The 22675-nt window shown below is 37.7% G+C and carries 20 protein-coding genes, 5 tRNA genes and 1 rRNA gene; 1 reads left to right on the forward strand and 25 read right to left on the reverse strand.

What is annotated here, in order from left to right:
* Positions 1-19: 19 nt before the first annotated feature.
* The 23 genes from N7Z68_RS12140 to N7Z68_RS12250 form a co-directional block, all read right to left on the reverse strand.
* A complete protein-coding gene (locus N7Z68_RS12140) occupies positions 20-790 on the reverse strand; it encodes a two-component system regulatory protein YycI (RefSeq protein ID WP_275118747.1) in 771 nt (256 codons plus the stop codon).
* A complete protein-coding gene (locus N7Z68_RS12145) occupies positions 777-2117 on the reverse strand; it encodes a YycH family regulatory protein (protein ID WP_275118748.1) in 1341 nt (446 codons plus the stop codon). Before N7Z68_RS12145 ends, N7Z68_RS12140 begins: the two co-directional genes overlap by 14 nt.
* Positions 2110-3939: a cell wall metabolism sensor histidine kinase WalK gene (walK, locus tag N7Z68_RS12150; RefSeq protein WP_275118749.1), complete on the reverse strand. Its 1830-nt coding sequence runs from the start codon at positions 3937-3939 to the stop codon at positions 2110-2112. The genes N7Z68_RS12145 and walK overlap by 8 nt, the downstream gene beginning before the upstream one ends.
* Before the next feature lie 2 nt (positions 3940-3941).
* Entirely contained in the window at positions 3942-4646 is a 705-nt protein-coding gene (yycF, locus tag N7Z68_RS12155) for a response regulator YycF (protein WP_275118750.1), read from the reverse strand.
* 447 nt (positions 4647-5093) lie between these two features.
* On the reverse strand, positions 5094-6602 hold the full coding sequence (locus N7Z68_RS12160; RefSeq protein ID WP_275118751.1) for a peptidoglycan DD-metalloendopeptidase family protein: 1509 nt from the start codon (positions 6600-6602) through the stop codon (positions 5094-5096).
* A gap of 283 nt (positions 6603-6885) precedes the next feature.
* Positions 6886-6961: transfer RNA gene (locus N7Z68_RS12165), tRNA-Thr, on the reverse strand.
* Positions 6962-6998: 37 nt separating this feature from the next.
* A tRNA-Phe gene (locus N7Z68_RS12170) sits at positions 6999-7074 on the reverse strand.
* Positions 7075-7086: 12 nt separating this feature from the next.
* A 5S ribosomal RNA gene (gene rrf, locus N7Z68_RS12175) occupies positions 7087-7202 on the reverse strand.
* Between the two features lie 10 nt (positions 7203-7212).
* Positions 7213-7288: transfer RNA gene (locus N7Z68_RS12180), tRNA-Asp, on the reverse strand.
* Positions 7289-7315: 27 nt separating this feature from the next.
* Positions 7316-7390, reverse strand: a tRNA-Glu gene (locus N7Z68_RS12185).
* 14 nt (positions 7391-7404) lie between these two features.
* A tRNA-Lys gene (locus N7Z68_RS12190) sits at positions 7405-7480 on the reverse strand.
* A 391-nt stretch (positions 7481-7871) separates the two neighbouring features.
* Positions 7872-9158 carry an adenylosuccinate synthase gene (locus tag N7Z68_RS12195; RefSeq protein WP_275118752.1) on the reverse strand — a complete coding sequence of 429 codons (1287 nt, stop codon included), beginning with the start codon at positions 9156-9158 and terminating at the stop codon, positions 7872-7874.
* 331 nt (positions 9159-9489) lie between these two features.
* Complete coding sequence (gene dnaB, locus N7Z68_RS12200; RefSeq protein ID WP_275118753.1) at positions 9490-10854, reverse strand: replicative DNA helicase; 1365 nt, start codon at positions 10852-10854, stop codon at positions 9490-9492.
* A 187-nt stretch (positions 10855-11041) separates the two neighbouring features.
* A complete protein-coding gene (rplI, locus tag N7Z68_RS12205; RefSeq protein WP_275118754.1) occupies positions 11042-11485 on the reverse strand; it encodes a 50S ribosomal protein L9 in 444 nt (147 codons plus the stop codon).
* A 2-nt stretch (positions 11486-11487) separates the two neighbouring features.
* Positions 11488-13452: a DHH family phosphoesterase gene (locus tag N7Z68_RS12210; protein WP_275118755.1), complete on the reverse strand. Its 1965-nt coding sequence runs from the start codon at positions 13450-13452 to the stop codon at positions 11488-11490.
* 31 nt (positions 13453-13483) lie between these two features.
* On the reverse strand, positions 13484-14413 hold the full coding sequence (locus N7Z68_RS12215; RefSeq protein ID WP_275118756.1) for a YybS family protein: 930 nt from the start codon (positions 14411-14413) through the stop codon (positions 13484-13486).
* Between the two features lie 73 nt (positions 14414-14486).
* Positions 14487-15110, reverse strand: a complete 624-nt coding sequence (locus N7Z68_RS12220) for a hypothetical protein (RefSeq protein ID WP_275118757.1) — start codon at positions 15108-15110, stop codon at positions 14487-14489.
* A 91-nt stretch (positions 15111-15201) separates the two neighbouring features.
* Positions 15202-15438, reverse strand: coding sequence for a 30S ribosomal protein S18 (gene rpsR / locus N7Z68_RS12225; protein WP_209125205.1), 237 nt, complete (start codon positions 15436-15438; stop codon positions 15202-15204).
* A 75-nt stretch (positions 15439-15513) separates the two neighbouring features.
* The gene (gene ssb, locus N7Z68_RS12230) at positions 15514-16017 is read right to left on the reverse strand and encodes a single-stranded DNA-binding protein (RefSeq protein ID WP_275118758.1); all 504 of its coding nucleotides are present in this window, start codon (positions 16015-16017) and stop codon (positions 15514-15516) included.
* Between the two features lie 78 nt (positions 16018-16095).
* Entirely contained in the window at positions 16096-16383 is a 288-nt protein-coding gene (rpsF, locus tag N7Z68_RS12235) for a 30S ribosomal protein S6 (protein WP_275118759.1), read from the reverse strand.
* A gap of 124 nt (positions 16384-16507) precedes the next feature.
* Entirely contained in the window at positions 16508-17605 is a 1098-nt protein-coding gene (gene ychF / locus N7Z68_RS12240) for a redox-regulated ATPase YchF (protein WP_275118760.1), read from the reverse strand.
* Between the two features lie 273 nt (positions 17606-17878).
* Positions 17879-18079: a DUF951 domain-containing protein gene (locus N7Z68_RS12245; RefSeq protein WP_275118761.1), complete on the reverse strand. Its 201-nt coding sequence runs from the start codon at positions 18077-18079 to the stop codon at positions 17879-17881.
* Between the two features lie 84 nt (positions 18080-18163).
* Entirely contained in the window at positions 18164-19186 is a 1023-nt protein-coding gene (locus N7Z68_RS12250; protein WP_275118762.1) for a YkvI family membrane protein, read from the reverse strand.
* Positions 19187-19340: 154 nt separating this feature from the next.
* Between N7Z68_RS12250 and yyaC the strand changes: the two genes are divergently transcribed.
* Positions 19341-19991 (forward strand): spore protease YyaC, encoded by a 651-nt coding sequence (gene yyaC / locus N7Z68_RS12255; protein ID WP_275118763.1) that lies wholly within the window; start codon positions 19341-19343, stop codon positions 19989-19991.
* A 420-nt stretch (positions 19992-20411) separates the two neighbouring features.
* Here yyaC and N7Z68_RS12260 read toward each other — a convergent pair whose 3' ends face one another.
* Together N7Z68_RS12260 and N7Z68_RS12265 are read right to left on the reverse strand one after the other, a co-directional pair.
* Positions 20412-21146: a DUF554 domain-containing protein gene (locus N7Z68_RS12260; protein ID WP_275118764.1), complete on the reverse strand. Its 735-nt coding sequence runs from the start codon at positions 21144-21146 to the stop codon at positions 20412-20414.
* A gap of 258 nt (positions 21147-21404) precedes the next feature.
* Positions 21405-22559 carry an aminotransferase class V-fold PLP-dependent enzyme gene (locus N7Z68_RS12265; RefSeq protein ID WP_275118765.1) on the reverse strand — a complete coding sequence of 385 codons (1155 nt, stop codon included), beginning with the start codon at positions 22557-22559 and terminating at the stop codon, positions 21405-21407.
* Positions 22560-22675 lie beyond the last annotated feature (116 nt).

Here is a 22675-nt window from a genome sequence, read left to right on the forward strand (position 1 = left end):
AATTTCTTCGATTATTCATTTAAAAAACGTCCTGTACAGAACCATCGATCGCGTTGATCAAGTAGTCCTCTCCATCTACAGATATTCTCCACATGGGAGCAAATACTTGGACATCACCTACTTGTTTAAAAAAACTATAATACCCAAAATCAACTTGGGTTATCGTTTGATTGGCGGTAATTAACTGTTCATTTAACAAGCGTTCGATGGCTTTTAACCCTGAAAGAAACTCTTGCTCTCTCCCTGTTTCATCAACCTCATAGATCATTTGTTGATAGGCTACAATTTCACTTTGATCATTTAATTGAAGTATTAACGGTGCCTCATCGAAAGAGTACATGATTCTATCATCGTATTGTTGCATAAACTGCAACTGATTTCGTTCTTCTTCTTGTTGACTAAAGCGATACATATCGCCATTTAGAACATATTCCTCGAGAAAACTTTTTACTTGTTGACTCATTGAGCCTTGCTCTAAAGGATACGGTTCTTTTAATCTTGAAATAATGGTGGTTTCATTGACAAAAGTAACTTCTTGATCTTTTAATCCATTAATCTCTTCTTCTGAAATCACAACGTTTTTACCGACAACTAAAAAACCGGATTGTATTTCTTCATCGAGCGTGTCTTCGATAACAATGTTCATCTCGTTTAGACGTTCTTGGAGGGTCGCTTCTATAATCATTGTAATTTGATTATGATGGTTGAGTTCTCGCAACTGATAAAAAAGAAAGCTGTTTAACAGGATAAACGTAATGATAAAAATCGTTTTCGCTCTACTCCAATCCATAATCGTCTCCCTCACGATCTTTTCCATCATCTAACGTTATTTTTTGCCACACATTATCATAGAAAATATACCAATGCGGTTCTATCGTTACGAACGCGTTCCATTTTTTCATTTCATAGCCGATTGTTATTTTCTGTAGTAACGTTCGATCAAAATACTCTCTTTGTTCAAGTTGATTAATCACATCATGTCCTGATGGTAAATCTACGATTGTTCTTGCATATTCCATCGGTTGTTGGTCTAAGTCAAACAACGGTCTTATATATCTTGATGTTTGATTACCTGTTCTAAACACATGCAGACTCATCACATCATAACCACCTAATGAAACCACCGGGTGTCCGTTGAGCCATAATCGATATTTCGCTTCTTCATTGCCTTCATTTGATACCCAATCGTCTAATAGATAAGGGTCCGTCCAACCACCATGTCCATTAATGAAATCGATACTGCTTACGATAACGTTCCGACTTCCTCGCTCAGGGTTTTCACTATAAATTGGATTGATATAATCCATGAAATTGCCATTATTAATAATATTAATGAGACGGTTTCCATCGGTGTATGACTCATCGCCGTTCGCTTGACGAAAGTATTTTGCTGACAGTGGATCGTTAAAAAGCAGCTGCTTAAATACATCGACTGAAACAGGGGTGACCGTATAAGAAATCGTTTCTACATTTACATTTTCCTCAGGTAGAAATAGAGATTTTCGCCACTGCCCCATTTGTGAACCTACTGAGTAATCAAAAGCTCTCATCCATTCATCAGATTGTGCCATGTAATTTTCCTCAAAATCACTGGTTGGAAATGACGTTTCAATATCTAGAAATCGCTGCTCTTTATTTGAAACTATACGGTAATGAACTTTATCTGTATCACGATTTATATAAACAAGGACTCGCTCGACATGATTGATGGGCAATACGAAGTCTTCTTCTACATTTTCAAATAAACTTAAAAATACATCACCTGGGATCTTAGTTGGAAATACAAGTTCAATTGTTTCTTCTAACACTTGACTCAGTGTAACATTCGACATCAGCGATATTTCTTCCACTCGACTCGTGAGCAACTGTTCATAGAACTCGAGAAAGAGTGGTTCTCTATTATTCAGTAAAGAATGCTCACCATTCACATGGAAAACCAATTGTTCTGGTACTATCACTTGCGATAACTTTCTTTCTTCATTTAAGTTCGGGTTATTCACGTAGTCCACATCTTGAAGCAGTGCATAGTTTGGTTGGAAAGTCCAAATTTGCCATGTCAACACAAGGCTCAGTAATACGAGAAAAGTAAGTGTCCCGGATTTAATATTCTCATACATAATCGGACTCTCCCCTCTTAAAACCTGAGTACGGCAGTGTAAAATAAATCGTTGTTCCCTCACCATACTCACTTTCAACCCAAATTTCGCCACGGTGTGCATGAACGAATTCTTTTGCGATAGCTAAACCTAAGCCTGTTCCGCCAATGTTTCTCGCCCTCGCTTTATCGACACGATAAAAGCGATCAAAGATTTTCTTCTGACTTTCACGAGGTATTCCTACCCCCTGGTCAGATATGCTGAGGCGAAGATTATTGCCTTGATGAAGCAAGTGAACAGCGATTGTCCCGCCGTCCGGTGAGTACTTTATTCCGTTGGAAATAATATTATCTATAACTTGAGTGATTTTATCTTGATCAATATGAACCAACATTTGCTCTTTAGGTATGCTGCGGGCAAAATGAATGTTTTTTTCAGTCGCAATCATTTCAAACCGATCGACTATATTGTGAAGAAAATGATTGAAATCAACTTCTTCAAACGTGAATCGGTAATCTTTACTGTCCATTTTAGATAACTGTAACAGATCATTTACAAGTCGAATCATTCGTTCCGTCTCATTTTGCGTCACATTTAAAAACTTGGAGGCCAGCTCAATATCTTCAATCGCACCGTCTTCTAGAGCTTCTAAATAGCTTTTCATCGTTGTTAATGGTGTTCGCAGCTCATGAGATACATTCGCTACAAACTCCCTTCGTTCTTGTTCAATTTTTTCTCGTTCCGTCACATCATGAAGAACGGTAATGATCCCCGTGATCGGCCCATTCTCTTTTTGAATGACTGAAAAGCTCGCTTGCAATAAAAATTCTTGTTCTTCTGTACTAAAATCAAGCAAAATCGACTCACTATAGTCATCTAATTCGTTGGCTGCAAACGTCTCAGAAAGCCTTAGCACTTCTGGAAGTGGTTTAGAATAGGCTTCTTCACTAGAAGTTTCCAGCAATTGTTCTGCTCTTTGATTCATTAAAATAATATTACCGTGCTGGTCAGTTGCAATCACGCCATCGGTCATATGCGTTAGGACAGAGCTTAATTTTTTCTTTTCTCGATCAGTCGAAGCATTGGCTTCTTTCAATTTTAACGTTAGGTCATTAAACGACATGGCGAGTTGTCCAATTTCATCTCGTCCGTAAACTTGAACTTGCCTTGAAAAATCTCCTTCTCCCATTCGTTTCGCTAGTTTCTTCATTTCTATAATTGGTGTTGTTATTGTTCGTGCAATCAAAATAACAAGGATCGCCGTAATAAAAATAGCAATGACGGTCCCCTTGGCAAGAATATTATTAATTTGCTTGATTTGGTCATAGATTTCTTCCATTGAGGCTTCAATATAAATGGCACCAATCGTTCCTTCTTTTGACTGCACGGGCATTCCGATGACACGCATCCGATGGCCTGTCTCAGGATCACGTAAGGTCGCTCCATCTTTTGAACCGAGAAGCGCCCGCTTAACCCTTACCTCAGTGCTTTGTTGCCCAACAATATGGCGGTTTTGAGCATTTGAAGTTGCTAAAACCACCTTATTGATATCAACGACCTGTGCTTCCGAATTTTCGACAGGGAAAAAATCTCTTAGCAACACATTAATATCTCTAGCAAGTGAAGAGTTATCATCTCTCGTTTTCGTCAACTCTTGTTCGATACTATAGGCTAGTAAATTTGCTCTTTCATCTAGCATTTCTTGATAGTTATTAACGAGTTGCTCTTCTAATTGACGAATAAAGTAAACACCGGTAATTTGTATGGCGATAAAAAGCAACAAAACATAAATAATAATCAACTTAAATTGAATCGATTTAAAAAAACCGACCTTGTTGTCCATTCTTAATTCTCCTGCCCTGGAAGACGTAAATAATATCCGACTCCTCTACGCGTAATAATCCAAGTCGGGTAACTAGGGTTATCTTCTACTTTTTCACGAAGTCGCCTTACCGTAACATCAACGGTTCTCACATCTCCAAAATAATCGTATCCCCAAACGGCTTGCAGTAAATGTTCTCTCGTCATAACCTGCCCGAGATGATTTGCCAAGTAATGAATGAGCTCAAATTCACGGTGAGTCAGTTCAATTTCTTCACCGCGACGTTTGACTAAGTAAGCATCAGGCTTAATGACTAAGTCACCCACGACAATCTCCTTCATCTGGTTCTGTTCATCTGGTTTTATGCTATGACGTCTTAAATTAGCCTTTACTCGCGCAATCAGCTCACGCGTACTAAACGGTTTCGTTACATAATCATCAGCACCTAATTCAAGGCCCAATACTTTATCTATTTCAGAGTCTTTTGCCGTTAACATAATAATCGGCATATCATGACTTTTACGAATTTCTCGGCAAACTTCCATTCCATCTTTATACGGCAGCATAATATCAAGTAAAATCAAATCAGGTACTTCTTTAAGAGCTAATTCAATTGCTTCATTACCATCATGTGCACAAATGACATTGAAGCCTTCTTTTTCTAAACTAAACTTCAAGATATCTGCAATTGGTTTCTCATCATCTACTACAAGAATGCGGTTATCCATTCTAATCGCCCCTAACCTAGTTTACGTTTTACTTATCTTCATATTTTAACACATTAACTGTTCACAAAAGTAGATATATAGCTATTCCCCAGATGTTCCATAATTCAAAAGCCGAAGGTAGGAATATCGCACTAGACACTAATGGTTAAAGCTATTCAATCAAGGTACGTCATTGCTTAGCGGCGTCTTATAGACTGAAGCCTTCCATTTGAGTTAAAAGATATACAGCTAACTACTTTTGTTGTGGAAAAATAGTTTATATTTTTTAAACGGACTGAGAGGCCCCTATATTAAAAAAATCCTTTATTTATTTTGCTTTATATACTCGAGCATTTTCCATCAATTAGACATAGTAAACTATTAATCTTAAGTTGCCTGAATAGGAACCGCTCCTTTTTTGTAGAGTATAAAAAAAGAAGCTGACCCATGAGTCAGCCTCCGTATATGTTAACGGTTTAAATAGTCCATTGGGTTTTGAAGCTTACCGTTATGATACACTTCAAAATGGAGGTGAATTCCTGTTGAATTTCCTGTGGTCCCCATTACACCTATTTTTTGACCTTTAGCAACTGTTTGACCTACTCGAACGTCAATAGAAGCTAAATGTGCATATAATGTTTCAACTCCATTGTTATGATTGATGCGGATCGTATTCCCGTAGCCGCCTTGCCATCCTGCTGAAACAATCGTTCCATTATCTGCAGCTAAAATATTGTAGTTACTAGGACGTGCAATATCAATTCCTTTATGGAAACGGCCCCAACGGTTTCCTTGATAACTTGAAATATAACCACCAACAGCAGGCCAACCTAGATTACCCGTTCCACGCGAAGTCGATTGTTTTGTTCCTTTAACTACAATACGATTAACCGCTTCTTCTACAACTTCCTCTTCAAGGATTTTTCGCTTAATCGTTTGGCCATTTTGCTCAACAATTTCATAGCTTACAATCCGTTTTCCAGGTTTTCCTTCTTGCTCAATTTTCGTATCGCCTTTCCACATCGACGAATCTTCTTTCGTTTCTGTTTGGAAAGTAATTTCTTCTTCGACTTTTGTTACCTTCTCTACTAGAATAGTAATAGTAGGTTTATAGGCTGTTACATTGACCTTTTGCCCAATCTGTAGAAGTGTATCCTCAGTGATATCAGGATTTAGCTCTAGTAACTCGTTCGTCGTTAAGTTATGCTTGCTCGCAATGGAACCAAGAACATCCCCTGCATCAACAGAATACGTTTCCTCAGTTAACGTACCGAGTTTTAGCATTTTAATCGCTTCACTTTTTGATAAAATATCACTTGGATGAGCTAAGCTGTACTCGTACTCTACTTCCGATGATAAAGAAATCTCCTGAATTTCTGTTTCTCCTACACTTGGATTTACCGAGTACTCTTTATCTTCTTTCCCCTCTTCATAAGACGCCAACTCATCTTCTGATACATACTGTAATTTAAAATCGCGTAAGACCTGTTCTGCTGTTTCTTGTTCCTCAACAAATAATACAGTCTCATCGTCAAAACGCATTGCTACAGCTTCAGCTTTTATGGTTAAAAGCTCATCTAGTTTTTCAATCGTTTCTTCTGTTTTTGTTCTTGCTTGGAATACTCGTTCTGGAATAAGCTGAACATCTTGGCCAATCATTAGATTAAGTGATTCATATTTTTTAGTGTATTCGTTAATCTTTTCATCAACTAGTCTTTGATAGTCTTCCGTATCATTAATAGAACCTATTCTTTCACCATCTACATACACGTGATACATCGTTTGTAATGAACTATCGCTATTTTCATTAGCTAGCACTGCAGGCGTTGCTAAAAATAAAGCTGAACATGTTGCTACACTAGTAGCAAGTTTTACATTATGTATTGAATTATGTACAAAGCTTTTACATTTTTCTACTAATTTATTGTGCCTAAACCTATTACTTTCATCGGCACTTGTCGATTTAAACAGATTCATAAGATCCTCCTAAAACTCCCTTACAACCAAAGTTGCTCTATTAGACAAACTTAGACAACCTTTATCATTTTAACATAAAGCGATTTAAAACGTGTCAGATAATTGAAAATGAAATGTTTATGTAATAATCGTACACGAAATAGCCTTTCATAAAGGTAGCTGGTTCTTCCCGTTTCTCCTGTTAAAGGCAAAAAAAAAACACCATCTAAACGGTGTATTTGTCCTTACTCGATATATATGATTATGGTAAATCTTTATTTTTTATTCCTAAGAATAAAACAAATGGTGCCGGCGAGAGGACTTGAACCCCCAACCTACTGATTACAAGTCAGTTGCTCTACCAATTGAGCTACACCGGCCTACATATTAAGGTAATAGCAACTTACTAAAATAAAATGGTGGCTCGGGACGGAATCGAACCGCCGACACATGGATTTTCAGTCCATTGCTCTACCGACTGAGCTACCGAGCCTAAAAATAAAAAGCTTGGCGATGTCCTACTCTCACAGGGGGAAGCCCCCAACTACCATCGGCGCTAAAGAGCTTAACTTCCGTGTTCGGCATGGGAACGGGTGTGGCCTCTTTGCCATCATCACCAAACTTTTTATTATGGCGGTCCCGACGGGAATCGAACCCGCGATCTCCTGCGTGACAGGCAGGCATGTTAACCGCTACACCACGGGACCATAATAATATTTAATTTTCAATGTAATTGGTGACCCGTACGGGATTCGAACCCGTGTTACCGCCGTGAAAGGGCGGTGTCTTAACCGCTTGACCAACGGGCCACTTTAAATTAAAGTGGTGAGCCATGAAGGACTCGAACCTTCGACCCTCTGATTAAAAGTCAGATGCTCTACCAACTGAGCTAATGGCTCTCATATTTGTTAATGTTTCTTAACGACAAGAATTATATTAACATAAGTATTTGTCATTTGCAAGCACTTTTCATAAAAAGTTTTTCCTTTTTTATAACTTGGACAAGCACTTGAACAACCTTTAATAGAATACTGTAAAACTCGTTTATTTTCAAGTCTTTTTTTGTTCGTTAACAATTATAAATTCTCGGTAAAGAAGTATTCTCGACGTAATGAACAATTTTAGGAATTAAGTATAAGACAACTCCGCCTCTGTTTTCGCTAAAAAGCTAGCCAATGGCGAGTTTTCTTTAAGGCTATTTTCATATTTTGATTGCTGCATATCCATTTACTATATAAAAAGTAAAGGCAAGAACAAGCTTTTACCTATTCTTGCCTAAAGTTATAAAATTTAAACAAACACACCACGAATTAAGTTTGTTTGATTACGATCTGGGCCTACTGAGAAAATGGCTAAAGGAATACCAGTTAACTGAGATACACGTTCAATATAATGACGCGCATTAGGAGGAAGTTCGTCTAATGAACGAACACCTGTAATATCTTCTTCCCATCCTGGTAACTCTTCATATACAGGCTCACATTCAGCTAGAACTTTTAAGCTAGCTGGAAATTCGTCAATAATTTCACCTTTATATTTATAGGCTGTACAAATTTTTAATGTTTTAATTCCTGTTAAAACATCAATTGAATTTAGGGATAAGTCCGTAAGACCACTTACGCGACGAGCATGTCGTACGACAACACTGTCAAACCAACCGACACGGCGCGGACGACCAGTTGTCGTTCCATATTCATTACCTACTTCACGAATTTGATGACCAATTTCATCATGAAGTTCCGTCGGGAATGGACCATCACCTACACGTGTTGTATACGCTTTTGATACCCCTACTACATGATGAATTTTTGATGGACCTACACCAGAACCGATCGTAACCCCACCAGCAATAGGATTCGAAGAAGTAACAAAAGGATATGTACCTTGATCAATATCAAGCATAACGCCTTGTGCCCCTTCAAAAAGTACACGACGGCCATCATCTAATGCATCGTTTAAAACAACAGATGTATCACAAACATACTGCGCAATTTGTTGACCATATTCATAGTACTCATCAAGGAAGTCCTCTTTTTTAAATCCTTCAACTTCATAGTACTTCTCAAACATGCGGTTTTTCTCTTCTAAGTTACGCTCAACTTTTTGATCGAATTCTTCTCGATCAAGTAAATCAGCAATTCGGATACCGATACGAGCTGCTTTATCCATATAAGCAGGTCCGATACCTTTCTTTGTTGTTCCGATTTTATTTGCACCTTTACGCTCTTCTTCTACGATATCTAACTTCAGATGATAAGGTAGAATAACGTGAGCTCTATTACTAATTCTAAGGTTGCTTGTATCTACATTTCGGTCATGTAAGTACTTTAGTTCTTCGACTAGTGCTTTAGGATCGATAACCATACCGTTCCCAATCACACAGATTTTGTCTTTATAAAAAATTCCTGATGGAATCAAATGTAGTTTATACTTATCTCCACCGAAAACAATTGTATGCCCTGCGTTGTTTCCACCTTGATAGCGTGCAACTACTTCTGCTTTTTCAGAAAGATAGTCTGTAATTTTACCCTTTCCTTCGTCTCCCCATTGCGTTCCAACAACTACTACTGATGACATATGTGCACCTCCACAATTGCTTTTACACCTCTATGTATGTTGTGTAAATATTAATGATCTTACTCAAACCATAGCTAGTTTATCAATTTACATCCCTAAAGTCAATAAAACCCGAACATTATTTAATATTTTTTATTAATTTGTTCGTTATAAATTGTTAAATTGGTTAGTAAAGCTCATTTTTGCCATAGATATAATATCCAGATCGAGAATGAGTTCACTTCATCAATTTAAAACTATACTTCTCATCGGTCATTTTTCCTCATTACTACAAAACCCATGCTGCTTCAGCATGGGTTTTTTGTCATTGATTATTGTTAACCCTTCAACGTTATGCTCCAGGAGGAATACTGCTTTCATCATGACGTCGATCTAAGGTAACGAATTTATTGTATTCTTTTACGAAAGCAAGTTCGACTGTTCCAACAGGACCATTACGTTGCTTTGCTATGATGATTTCAATAATATTTTTATTCTCAGATTCCTTATCATAGTAATCATCACGGTATAAAAAGGCAACGATATCGGCATCCTGCTCGATACTTCCCGATTCACGAATATCACTCATCATCGGTCGTTTATCTTGTCTAGATTCTACACCACGGGATAACTGTGAAAGAGCGATTACCGGAACTTCTAACTCCCTGGCAATGGCTTTTAATGTACGAGAAATTTCAGATACTTCTTGTTGACGGTTTTCGCCGCCTCTTCCACTTCCTTGAATAAGTTGCAAATAGTCAATCAAGATCATGCCTAAGCCTTTCTCTTGCTTGAGACGACGACACTTCGCTCGAATATCATTAACTTTAACACCAGGTGTATCGTCAATATAAATCCCTGCTTTAGACAGACTCCCCATCGCCATCGTTAACTTTTGCCAATCTTCAGGTTCTAGCTGTCCCGTTCTCATCTTTTGTGCATCAATGTTTCCCTCCGCACATAATATACGTTGAACTAGCTGACCAGCTGACATCTCTAAACTAAAGATTGCAACATTCTCATCTGTTTTTGTCGCGACATTTTGCGCAATATTTAAGGCGAAAGCGGTTTTACCTACCGATGGACGAGCAGCAACAATAATTAAATCGTTACGTTGGAAACCGGCTGTCATCCGATCAAGTTCGACGAACCCTGTAGGAATACCGGTAATTTCTCCACTTTGCTTTTCAAGCGCTTCGATTCGATCATATGTTTCAACAAGTACATCTTTTATCGCTATAAATGCCCCTGAATTTTTACGTTGGGCGACATCAAGAATCGTTTTTTCTGCTGTATCTAAAATCGCATCTACTTCATCTTCACTCGTATACCCATCGGCAGCAATATTTGTAGCGACCCGGATCAGCCTTCTTAATAGTGATTTTTCCTCGACAATTCGACTATAATAATCAATATTTGCTGCGGTTGGAACAGCATTGGCTAAATCACTTAAATACGATACACCACCTATATCATCTAACCAGTTTCTGTCTTGTAAATCTGAAGTTACCGTAATTAGATCAACAGGTTCTCCTTTTTCTGCGAGACTAAGCATAACCTCATAGATTCGTTGATGTGCAGACCGATAAAAATCTTCCGGTATTAACCGCTCTGAAGCAGTAACTAAAGCTTGTTCTTCTAAAAAAATGGCACCAAGTACTGCCTGCTCCGCTTCAATATTTTGGGGAGGGGTACGGTCAGCAAATAAATCACTCATTAAAATCCTCCTCTCCTGAACTTAACTCTTTTTAAAATCTATCTATTTTTATTTTATAATCTTTATTTATTTTGCAACGTCTTTTTTCTTTTCTTCTTAGACATATATTCTACCATAAAACACAAAAACGGTTGATTATTAAAATCAACCATTTTTGTATATTATCTTTTTATTATTTGGTTCTATTTTATTGTTCGGTTACATGAACCTTTACTGTAGCAACGACTTCAGGATGAATTTTAATTGGAACATTCGTAAAGCCTAAAGCACGAATTGGCTCATCTAGCATAATTTTACGCTTATCTACTTTTTTCTTCATTTTTGAAAGTTCTTCAGCAATTTGTTTAGTAGAAACAGCTCCAAATAAGCGACCGCCTTCACCGCTTTTCGCTTTAATTTCTACAGTGATACTTTCAAGTTCTTCTTTGTATTTTTGAGCATCTGCTAACTCTTCAGCAACTTTTTTTGACTCACTTTTCTTTTGTGCTTCAAGGTTTTTAACATTTCCCTGTGAAGCCTCTACAGCTAGATTTTGTGGGAAAAGGAAGTTACGTGCATAACCTTCAGCAACATTTTTTACTTCTCCTTTTTTCCCTTTACCTTTTACATCCTCAAGAAATATAACTTTCATTGTTAACTTCCCCCTTTTAAATATTCGTCTATGACATCTCTTAACAAATCTTCAGCTTCATCTAATGAAGTATCATCTAATTGTGTAGCTGCATTCGTTAGATGCCCGCCGCCTTTTAATTGCTCCATGATGACTTGGACATTTATTTCTCCTAATGACCGAGCACTAATTCCAATTCGTCCATCTTGACGCCTTGAAATCACAAATGCGGCTGTAATACCATCCATTGTTAACAGTGTATCTGCTGCTTGAGCAATTAAAACTTGACTATATACCTCATCTTCCGCAGCTTTTGCAATTGCTATTGTATCTTGGTAAATAATCGCCGACTCGATTAACTTTGCTCGTCGTACATATTGATCCATATCTTCTTTAAGCAGTCTCTGAACGAGGACGGTGTCAGCTCCATTTCTCCTTAAGAAAGAAGCAGCATCGAATGTACGTGAGCCTGTTCTGACGGCAAAACTCTTGGTATCAACAATAATTCCAGCTAATAAGGCTGTCGCTTCCAGAATATCCATTTTCAATTTCTTTGGTTGATATTCTAATAACTCGGTAACCAATTCAGCCGTTGAAGAAGCATATGGCTCCATGTACACTAGAACCGGATCCGTGACAAACTCTTCACCGCGCCTGTGATGGTCGAGAACAATCACTCGATCCACACGATCTAGAAGTTTAGGCTCAATAACCAGCGATGGTCGATGAGTATCAACCACAACAAGAAGTGTTTGGTCATTCGCCATCTCCACAGCTTCTTCTGGTGTAATGAAATGCGACCAAAGGTGATCATGCTTTTCAATTTCTTCCATTAATTTTTGAACATCTGAATGGATTTCATCTCTGTCTAAGACGACATAACCATCTTTTCCATTGACTTCAGCAATTTTTAAAACTCCAATGGCAGCTCCAATTGCATCCATATCCGGGTTCTTATGCCCCATTATAATCACTTTAGAACTCTCCACAACAAAGTCTCGTAAAGCATGAGAGATTACACGTGCTCTAACACGGGTACGTTTTTCCATCGCATTTGATTTTCCGCCATAAAAATGAACTTTACCGTTCTTTTCTTTGATAGCTACTTGATCCCCGCCACGACCGAGTGCTAGATCTAAACTAGATTGAGCAAGAGCACCAAGTTCTCGAATCGTTCCATCACCACTTCCAATTCCTACACTTAAAGTAATTGGAATTTTTTCTTTTCCAGTGACTTCTCTTATTTCATCAAGAATTCCAAACTTGGTCTTTTCGATTAAACTAAGTGTCTGTTTATTAAAGATGGCTAAAAACCGGTCAGATCCTGTTCTTCGAAGTAGAATTTCGTAATCACTTGCCCACTTATTTAATGTAGCCGTTACTTGACTAGACAATTTGCTTCGGACTTGATCATCCATACCTTGAGTAACTTCATCATAATTATCTAGATAGATGAGCCCAATTACCGTTTGATCTTCTTCGTACATCTCTTTCGTTTGTACGGTTTCTGTTACATCAAAGAAATAAAGCAGACGTTCATCTTTTTTATATTCTACATGAAAAAAATGTTCTTTAAGTGAAATCAGACCTTCTTCCTGTTCCTCTTCTATAATTGATAGAAGGTGTTCAGATAAGTCTTCTAATGGCTTTCCAATGAAGGTATCTCCGAATACTTGATTGATGTACGGATTAACCCATTGTACGACGCGTTCCTCATTATAGAGTAATATTCCTACTGGCAAGTTTATAACTGCTTCTTCCCCTGCTTTATTAATTCGATACGAAAGCGTTGAAATGTACTCTTCAAGTTGCTTTTCAAAAGAGATCCTTGCTTGAATCGTATAAATCAGTAAAACACCTAACATAAAGAAGCCAATAATCCCAAGTTGCCATTGATAGTATGTTAATATTCCAATAAAAAGCACCGCTACAGTAAACAAGGAAACTACGTGATAACCATGCCACCGTTTCATCAAGAACTTAGGCATATTGTCAACTCCTACTTTATATTCCTAACTCTTACTTTTTAACTCGTTTCCGTAATTCAAAACCTAAATCAATGATACCTAATATTCTTACCATCACTAAAAACAGGGGTAAGAGCAGCGTAAACACTGTAATTAAAATAGGGACTACTTTCGGTACACCCTTGACATAACAATAATAAAAAATAAAGGATAATCCTTGAATCGTCATAACAAATGTAAGTAAAGGAAACAGATTAATTAGTACAGTGTAAATAAATGAAGTTTCAGGTACTCCAATTAAAACAAGAATCGATACAATTAAATAATACCATAAAAACGACTTTGGAAACGTCCACTCTCTGAACGGTGGAAGAGATGGAACCTTTGGATAAAATCGTTTAACAATGAGTCTTGAAAATAGTTGTGTCAGTAAGGCTGTCGTTACCCCCATTAATATAATTAATAATGGTCCTAATTGACCAAGCATATCAATTAAATCTTGGAAAGCTTCTAATTGTTCCCCAGGGTCTTGGCCAAGCCCTGATAACATGCTTTCAGCGGTTTCAATCGATTGACGCATTAACTCTTGAGTCGTATGTAATGGATGTATTCCTAACAAAGCTATACTCATAATGAAAAGGACAATAATACTAACAATATACGTTAAACTACCGCCTAGTAACACTGCTAATCCAGACTTATTTCTTCGGTACAATTCACCTGCTACTAAACCACCTAATCCAAACAATAACGGAATGGGAAGCCCAGGTAATCCAGCTATAATAAATGTTATAAATAACGTTACTGTCCAAAATAAAATACCCGGTTTTAAACCATGTCGAAGGACATAAATGATAAATGGAACAGGCATAAACCAAATTAGTACCATTGAAATAAATGGTATAAATAGGAGTGCGATTACACCGATGCCAAACAGTGCTGCTAATAATGCTCCTTCTGTTAAGGCTTTTGTTTTCTTCACATCTTCACCTCTCTTTTTATCTCATCTATTTTACCCTAGTTTCAACTAAAGATAAAGAAAGTGAAAGACCGTTTTATTCTAATGAAATATAAAAATGGTTTGTTTGTCCATTTATAATTTGTTCTATATCTTTGAGCGAAGCACTGTAACTATTTCCTGTTTTAAGATATTCAGTCATTAAATCATATACTTGAATCCGATATTTATGAAAATACTCATCCATAGGAAAATAGAGATTTTCTTTACTATCCTCCAACCCTTCACTTTTTAAATATTCATATATACCATCGACCTTTTTCAAATCAAAAGTTATTGTTACTTGTTTTAATTCACCATTTTGTTCTCTAATCCCAAAACTATGTTTATAACCATTCATATACTTCCCCTGGACTAGAGTGATATCAGTTGTATTTAGTAATAATCCTTTTTTATAGTGTACCTCTTTTAATTCGTCACTTTCATTTATAACAATATCTCCTTTAAAAACTTCAGATGATAGTTTTGTCGCTATAAACCCGTATACCGATATTAATATCGTAATAACAACTAAAGTAGTGCAAAAGATAATTAAGGTTTTATAGTCCTTACCGAGTCTTCTAACCAATTGTCCTCTAACCATATGTACTGGCTTTACTAACACAACAGCAACTAAAAACATAATAATGTGCTTTGTCCAATAGGGTAAAATAAATCCCATCCCTAGTCACCTCAATCATCAGGTTCTCCTACAATTATAGAATAAGAAAAGGCACGACAGAGAGTGATCTCTATCATGCCTTTTAAGTTAATTAGTTAACTTCATTAACGTACGGTAATAAAGCGATTTGACGAGCACGCTTGATTGCAGTAGTTAATTGACGTTGGTATTTTGCAGAAGTACCAGTTACACGACGAGGTAAGATTTTACCACGCTCAGAGATGAACTTCTTCAAAAGATCTGTATCTTTGTAATCGATTTTCTCGATTTTATTTACTGTAAAGTAACAAACTTTACGGCGTTTTGGTCCACGTCCTCTACGAGCCATTGTAATTCCTCCTTCTTTTTAAATTTTTATATATACTATCCCATTTTGTCTAGTCATCGGGAGTTTCGTTTACGATTAGAATGGAAGATCATCGTCAGAAATGTCGATGTTGCTGCCATCTGATGCAAACGGATCCTCGTCCAATCGAGATTGGTTACGATTAGGATTCTGTTGACCGTATCCTCCTTGGCCAGTTGGTGCTGGGCCACGGCTATAAAAGTCGTTTCCGCCTTGAGAACCGCCGCCTCCACCGCCTGAACCTTTTGGCTCCAGAAATTGTACGCTATCAGCTACAACTTCTGTCACATAAACTCGGCGACCTTCATTATTATCATAGCTACGTGTCTGAATACGGCCTTCAACACCAGCAAGACTACCTTTTTTCAAGTAGTTCGCTACATTTTCAGCAGGCTTTCTCCAGACGATACAGTTAATAAAGTCAGCTTCTCGATCACCTTGCTGATTCGAAAATTGTCGATTCACAGCAAGGGTAAAGTTGGCTACTGCTACACCATTTGGAGTATAACGTAACTCTGGGTCTTTTGTTAGACGTCCAACAAGGACGACACGGTTAATCATCAGAACCCCTCCCAATATTTCACTTCTTCTAGTAAAAGTTCAAAGTCTCCTATGAACTTTTATTTTATTGTTCGTCTATTATTGTTCGTCTTTAACGATTAGTAAACGAATGATGTTTTCGTTGATCTTAACTAGACGGTTGAATTCAGCAATTGCTTCTGGATTAGCCATTACGTTGATTAAAACATAATAACCTTCACGGAAGTCATTGATTTCATAAGCTAAACGACGTTTACCTTTTTCTTCAACCTTCTCGATCTCAGCACCATTAGTAGTTAATACACCATTGAAACGCTCAACAAGCTCCTTTGTAGCAGCTTCATCAAGGTTTGGCGCAATAATGTACATGATTTCGTATTTACGCATTCCTCGTCACCTCCTTTTGGTCTAACGGCTCCATCATTGTGGAGCAAGGAGCAAAAAACTAATGTCATTTACTCACATTGAATCATTATACCAGAGTAGCTTGTACTATACAAGCCTTCTATTATTAAACATTAAAACGGAAATGAATAACATCGCCATCTTCGACAATATACTCTTTTCCTTCTAAACGAACTTTCCCTTTTTCTTTAGCTAACGTCATAGTCCCAGCTTCAACAAGGTCATTGTAAGCCACAACTTCAGCGCGAATAAATCCACGTTCAAAGTCCGAGTGAATAACTCCGGCTGCTTGTGGTGCTTTCATTCCTTGTTTAATCGTCCATGCACGAACTTCTTGTACACCAGCCGTGAAGTACGTACGAAGTCCTAGAAGATGATAAGATGCACGAATTAATTGATCTAACCCAGATTCTTCAATGCCTAACTCTTCTAGGAACATCGCTTTTTCATCACCGTCTAGCTCAGCAATTTCTGATTCAATTTTTGCACACACTACGATCACTTCTGAGTTTTCGTTAACTGCAAACTCTTTTACTGTTTTCACATACTCATTATCGCCGCCAAGTAAGTCTTCTTCACTTACATTAGCCACATATAGTACCGGTTTCATTGTTAATAAATGAAGTCCATATACTACTTTTGCTTCTGCTTCTGTTAGTTCAACACTACGAGCCGGCTTTTCATTTTCAAATGCTTCTTTAAGCTTTACTAGTGCCTCATGCTCTAACATCGCTTCTTTATCTTTTTGTCGCGCCATTTTTCCGACGCGGTCAATTCGTTTATCAACTGATTCTAAATCAGCTAAGATCAACTCTAAATTGATGACTTCAATATCATTAATAGGATTTACTCGTCCTGCAACGTGAGTAATGTTCTCATCTTCAAAGCAACGGACAACGTGACAAATCGCGTCTACTTGACGAATATGAGATAAAAATTTATTTCCTAACCCTTCACCTTTACTTGCTCCTTCAACAATCCCTGCAATATCTGTAAATTCAAACGTCGTTGGGACTGTTTTTTTCGGTTGAACAAGCTCTGTTAATCGATTAAGACGAACATCTGGTACTTCAACCATTCCTACATTCGGATCAATCGTACAGAAAGGGTAATTCGCTGATTCTGCTCCTGCTTGAGTAATTGCATTAAATAATGTGGATTTACCAACGTTCGGTAAACCGACAATACCAGCTGTTAAAGCCATCGGTCATCACTTCCTTTAGATTTTAGAAAAACACGGCTTATCGCCAGTGATGGCGAAAGGCGATGTCTTTTCTTATACTTTACTCCATTAAAAAAATTGCGTATTTTGGCCATTATCTTTACATCTTATACCCTTCACAATTATAGAGATAGTTCCATAAAAAAACAAGAAGCTGACGATCAGCAGCCCCTCGTCTGAAGACATTTAGTGAAATCAGTGTCGATCTCATTAAACAAGGGTTTTGCTTTTTACAGATAGTCAACTTCCTGTTCTCTAATCATTATTGGCTTTTTCAATGATCTTTTTTAATTTTCGGCTGAACTCTTTCCGCGGTAACATGACACTATGGTTACAACCTTGGCATTTTATACGGATATCCATTCCCATGCGAATGATTTTCCATCGATTTTCTCCACATGGATGTGCTTTCTTCATCTCTACAACATCATTAATTTCATACTGTTTATCGCTCATGAATCGACTCCTCCTAAGAGACGTTCGTCCATTTTTACGTTATTATACACTACTTTAATGAAAAGAAGGAATAATGTTTGTTAATTATTTGCTAAATATTCCTTTTCTTAAAATAGGATACAGGAGGATCGAAGCTAAAACATATAAATTTAGTATGCCGTACAAAGGGTATAAAATTGAAATAAGGGTTGAGAAGCCAAACGTCGTGAGTGGAACCATTGTCATTAAGAGTAGTAATGCAAGCAGCCAAACCGGTAAGTTGACATACTCTCTAAATCTCGATACTAATCCAAAGACACCAGCCGCTGCTGTTGTATAAATCGCTATCCACAATAACCCTGACATGAGTAAGACCATGAAGTAAGGATAATGCTTTAGAATAGCAAAAAGCGGTATTTCATAAAGTATGATTTCTCCAGCGACCTGAAGCAGCGACTCATTATATAAAAATGAAATACTTCCTAGAATAACGCCGCTCCCAATACTAGCAATCCAAATTTCTCCTTCATGTTTGATTTCTTTTCCTATCGCCGATAAAACCGCAATAAGAGGCAATATGTTTAAAGCGGTAAACGTTAAGGCTGCCGGCCAGTTACTTTGTTCACTGAGTGACATTTCAAATGGGAAGCCTTTCATATATTGAAAAGCAAATAATACCGATAATAAACAAATGATTAAGATCGGAATTACAAATGCATTCATTGAAGTCATCCCTTTTGTATCCCAGACGAACAGCAAAATTAACAATCCACAAATAATACCAATTCCAAACCAATACGGTAGATGAATGACTTCTAATGTCGCTCCCCCGCCTGCAAGCATGATAACTGTTGTGGAAAATAAATAAAGGACAATCATTACGTCATATACTTTAGTAAACTGTTTTCCCATTAACGTTTGTAATACCGGAATGTAGTGTGAAGATTGAGACTTGTAACTAATCTTTAAAATAACCGTACAGCTCACAATAAACAAAATTGCAAATAAAATAATTGCTAGTCCACTTTCACTCCCAAAAAATTCCCAAAGTTCTCTTCCTGATGCATATCCTGCTCCGATCATTGTTCCAATAATTAAGAATAACCATTTTAATCCATTCGTTACCAATGCAATGTCTCTCCTTCCAATGCTTGTACTTTTAACAAAACAGAAAGGATAGTTTCCAAGCCTCTATATCTTTACTACCTTTTCTTCTCTCTTTATGTATAGAAAGGAAAAAATATCCGTATACTGTTACTACTATTGCAAAGGAGAGAGATATATGATTCTTAATCGAAATATTTTCCCTAAAAAAGCTCCTCCTTCTCGTTTTCATATGGATGAGCCGCATGCAAGACATTCGATTTCAGAGCAACTAGCTGAATTATTAAGCCCCTTTTCCCATCGGGAGCTTGTCATTGTTTGCATTGGTACAGATCGTTCGACAGGAGATTCTTTAGGTCCTTTAATTGGTACGAAACTAGCAGAAAAACGACTATCTAATTTTACGGTTTATGGAACTCTCGAATATCCTGTCCATGCTGTTAATTTGGAAGAAAAACTAGCAGAAATCGACCAGAATCATAGACATCCTTATATCATTGGTATCGATGCTTGTCTTGGACGTTTAACTAGTGTCGGCCATATTACAGTGGCAAAGGGACCTGTTAAACCAGGTGCTGCTGTAAACAAAAAATTGCCGGAAGTTGGAAATATTCATATTACCGGCATCGTTAATGTCGGGGGAATGATGGAATACTTTGTCCTTCAAAACACACGACTGCATACCGTTATGAAAATGGCCAATCTTGTTGCTTCTAGCTTACACTTAACTGATCATACTCTCTCTGAACGGACCGAGCAAAAATCAAGTCTACTACAAACATTAAAACCTAGTATTTTTCTCCGAGAACGAAAAGAAACTCATCTTTAATAGATGAGTTTCTTTTTTTGTGCTAGGAAAGCATAAAAATCGAAGATGTCTAGCTCCAGGTGCCATCAGCTCGAGGTCGCTTCGGTCCATCCAACGTGTCTATAGAGCAAGACACTTATTGCTGGCCCTCCAGCGCTTGTAGCCGATAAGCGGGCACCTTACGCCTTTCTAGTCTAGCTCCAGGTGCCATCGGCTCGAGGTCGCTTCGGTCCATCCAACGTGTCTATAGAGCAAGACACTTATTGCTGGTCCTCCAGCGCTTGTCGCCAATAAGCGGGCACCTTGCGCTTTTCTAGTCTAGCTCCAGGTGCCATCGGCTCGAGGTCGCTTCGGTCCATCCAACGTGTCTATAGAGCAAGACACTTATTGCTGGTCCTCCAGCGCTTGTCGCCAATAAGCGGGCACCTTGCGCTTTTCTTATTATCCAAAAAAGGAAAAAAACGCAATAATTGAGCTCCAATAATAAACGCAAGTCACTAATATAGCTGTAACTAATATGGAAGGAAGTAAATTAGCGACACGAATTTGAGTTAAACCGAGTATGTTTAAACCGATTGCTATAATCATAATTCCACCCGTCGCTGTCATTTCGACAATAAAAGTATCCATTAATTCGCTGGGAATAAAGCGATCGATTTGTGTGGCGAATAAGGCAATTCCTCCCTGATAAATCATTACGGGGATAGCTGAAAATATAACTCCTATACCTAAAGCTGAAGTAAAGATGATCGCAGAAAACCCATCAAGCATTGACTTTGTATATAAAACAGAGTGATCACCGCGTAACCCGCTATCTAAGGCTCCAATGATTGCCATGGCCCCTACTACATAGATTAATGTGGTCGTAACAAACCCTTTGGCAATTCCCCCATTTTCTTTCGCCCCTACTTTATTTTCTAACCATTTTCCTAAACGATTAAGTTTTTCTTCTAAATCCCATCTCTCACCGAGTAATGCCCCCGCGACTAAACTACCAATAACAATTAAAAACTGATCACTTTTTAACCCCATACTAACTCCTAAAACAATAACAGCTAACGATATTGCTTGCATGACTGTCGATTTGACCTTTTCTGGAATATTTTTAACCAGTGATCCTAAAAGTGCTCCAAGTATAATTGCCAAACCATTGACAAGTGTCCCTAATAAAACCATCGTTTCTCCACCCTCTATTTTGTTCTTTCTTTATCTTTATTAAAAGTACGTGTTCAAAAGGAAGACAAAAAGATCCAAGAAGTTCAAGCCGGTGCAGTTGTGAGTTCCACAGCGTATGGTATTAATACGTGAGGAACTCAGCTGCAAACCAACGAGCTTCCACAGGATGTGGTGACTTCGACGTTCCCACAGGACGTGGGGAGCTTAGTCGAAGGTCTTCTACCGGCAGAGATTTTTCCCGCACTTTTTGAACATCCTCTAAAAGAACGATTTTATCTCTTTAACAGCTTCTATAAATCGATCAATTTCCTCTATTGTGTTATAAAGCCCAAAACTGACACGAATTGCTCCTACTTCACCAGTACCCATTAATGAATGAGCGAGTGGTGAACAGTGCAAGCCAGAACGTACTCCAATTTGATAATGTTGATCAAGAATCATTGCTGCTTCATGAACATCCATTCCTTCAATCGTAAACGAAATGACCGCTAACCTTGGTATACCTGCCCCCGGACCTAAAATGCGGATCCCGTCAATTTGAGTTAACTTATCTAAACAATATGTAGTAAGTTTCACCTCGTGTTCATAAATATGATCAAGTCCAACTGAATTAATTTCCTCTACTCCAGCTAAAAGCCCTGCAATACCAGGCGTATTCAAGGTTCCGCTCTCATATCGCTCAGGTCTTTTTAGAGGTTGTCCAATTTCTTCAGAATGGCTTCCTGTTCCCCCATAAATTAATGGAAGCAAGTCAACATGATCTCTAATAATTAGGACACCTGTTCCTTGTGGTCCCATTAATCCTTTATGACCTGGAAATGCTAGCAAGTCAATGTTCATTTCTTTTATATCAATTGGAAGAACACCTGCTGTTTGCGAAGCATCAACAACAAACAAAAGATTTCGTTCACTTGCTATTTTCCCAAATTCTTTAATTGGTAATATGGTTCCAGTTACATTGGATCCATGACTAACGACTATCGCTTTTGTTCTATCACTAATCTCATTTTCTAATAATTCTAATATTTCGTTACCATTTCCATCTGATTGTATATAGGAAGTCACAATTCCTTTCGTTTCTTTAAGCATTTCTAAAGGACGTCGAACCGAATTATGCTCAAAATTAGTTGAGATCACGTGGTCTCCTTCATCAAATGGAATGCCTTGAATGGCCTGATTTAAAGCTTGTGTTGCATTTAAGTAAAAACAGACATTCGCTGGATTTCTCTCCCCAAACATAGCTGCTATTTTCTTTCGAGCAGTAAAAATAACATCATTGGCACGTACCGCTAATGAATGCCCTCCCCTTCCTGGATTGGCACCATACTCGTTAATGGCTTCTAAAACAGCTTGTCCGACTTTATCCGGTTTTGGAAAAGATGAGGCTGCCTGATCAAAATAAATATAACTCATAATTTTCACCTACTTACTATATACTTATTAAAGATGACGGTCGCTTATATAGATTTAAGATATTGTTTTTTTCTACCATCTATTACTTACCATATCGACTTTAAAAAGACAAAGAA

Origin of the sequence: Alkalihalobacterium chitinilyticum, assembly GCF_029028005.1 — a bacterium.
Classification (GTDB): domain Bacteria; phylum Bacillota; class Bacilli; order Bacillales; family Bacillaceae_F; genus Alkalihalobacterium; species Alkalihalobacterium chitinilyticum.

Excerpts from the sequence above, each read along its gene's own strand:
- yycF (WP_275118750.1), bottom strand. The coding sequence starts at position 4,646 with ATGGATAACCGCATTCTTGTAGTAGATGATGAGAAACCAATTGCAGAT.
- ychF (WP_275118760.1), bottom strand. The coding sequence starts at position 17,605 with ATGGCTTTAACAGCTGGTATTGTCGGTTTACCGAACGTTGGTAAATCC.
- rplI (WP_275118754.1), bottom strand. The coding sequence starts at position 11,485 with ATGAAAGTTATATTTCTTGAGGATGTAAAAGGTAAAGGGAAAAAAGGA.
- N7Z68_RS12245 (WP_275118761.1), bottom strand. The coding sequence starts at position 18,079 with ATGAGCGATAAACAGTATGAAATTAATGATGTTGTAGAGATGAAGAAA.
- ssb (WP_275118758.1), bottom strand. The coding sequence starts at position 16,017 with ATGATTAACCGTGTCGTCCTTGTTGGACGTCTAACAAAAGACCCAGAG.
- N7Z68_RS12260 (WP_275118764.1), bottom strand. The coding sequence starts at position 21,146 with ATGGTTTTATTAGGGACACTTGTCAATGGTTTGGCAATTATACTTGGA.
- dnaB (WP_275118753.1), bottom strand. The coding sequence starts at position 10,854 with ATGAGTGATTTATTTGCTGACCGTACCCCTCCCCAAAATATTGAAGCG.
- rpsF (WP_275118759.1), bottom strand. The coding sequence starts at position 16,383 with ATGCGTAAATACGAAATCATGTACATTATTGCGCCAAACCTTGATGAA.
- walK (WP_275118749.1), bottom strand. The coding sequence starts at position 3,939 with ATGGACAACAAGGTCGGTTTTTTTAAATCGATTCAATTTAAGTTGATT.
- N7Z68_RS12195 (WP_275118752.1), bottom strand. The coding sequence starts at position 9,158 with ATGTCATCAGTAGTAGTTGTTGGAACGCAATGGGGAGACGAAGGAAAG.
- N7Z68_RS12210 (WP_275118755.1), bottom strand. The coding sequence starts at position 13,452 with ATGCCTAAGTTCTTGATGAAACGGTGGCATGGTTATCACGTAGTTTCC.
- yyaC (WP_275118763.1), top strand. The coding sequence starts at position 19,341 with ATGATTCTTAATCGAAATATTTTCCCTAAAAAAGCTCCTCCTTCTCGT.
- N7Z68_RS12265 (WP_275118765.1), bottom strand. The coding sequence starts at position 22,559 with ATGAGTTATATTTATTTTGATCAGGCAGCCTCATCTTTTCCAAAACCG.
- N7Z68_RS12145 (WP_275118748.1), bottom strand. The coding sequence starts at position 2,117 with ATGTATGAGAATATTAAATCCGGGACACTTACTTTTCTCGTATTACTG.
- N7Z68_RS12160 (WP_275118751.1), bottom strand. The coding sequence starts at position 6,602 with ATGAATCTGTTTAAATCGACAAGTGCCGATGAAAGTAATAGGTTTAGG.
- N7Z68_RS12140 (WP_275118747.1), bottom strand. The coding sequence starts at position 790 with ATGGATTGGAGTAGAGCGAAAACGATTTTTATCATTACGTTTATCCTG.
- rpsR (WP_209125205.1), bottom strand. The coding sequence starts at position 15,438 with ATGGCTCGTAGAGGACGTGGACCAAAACGCCGTAAAGTTTGTTACTTT.
- N7Z68_RS12220 (WP_275118757.1), bottom strand. The coding sequence starts at position 15,110 with ATGGGATTTATTTTACCCTATTGGACAAAGCACATTATTATGTTTTTA.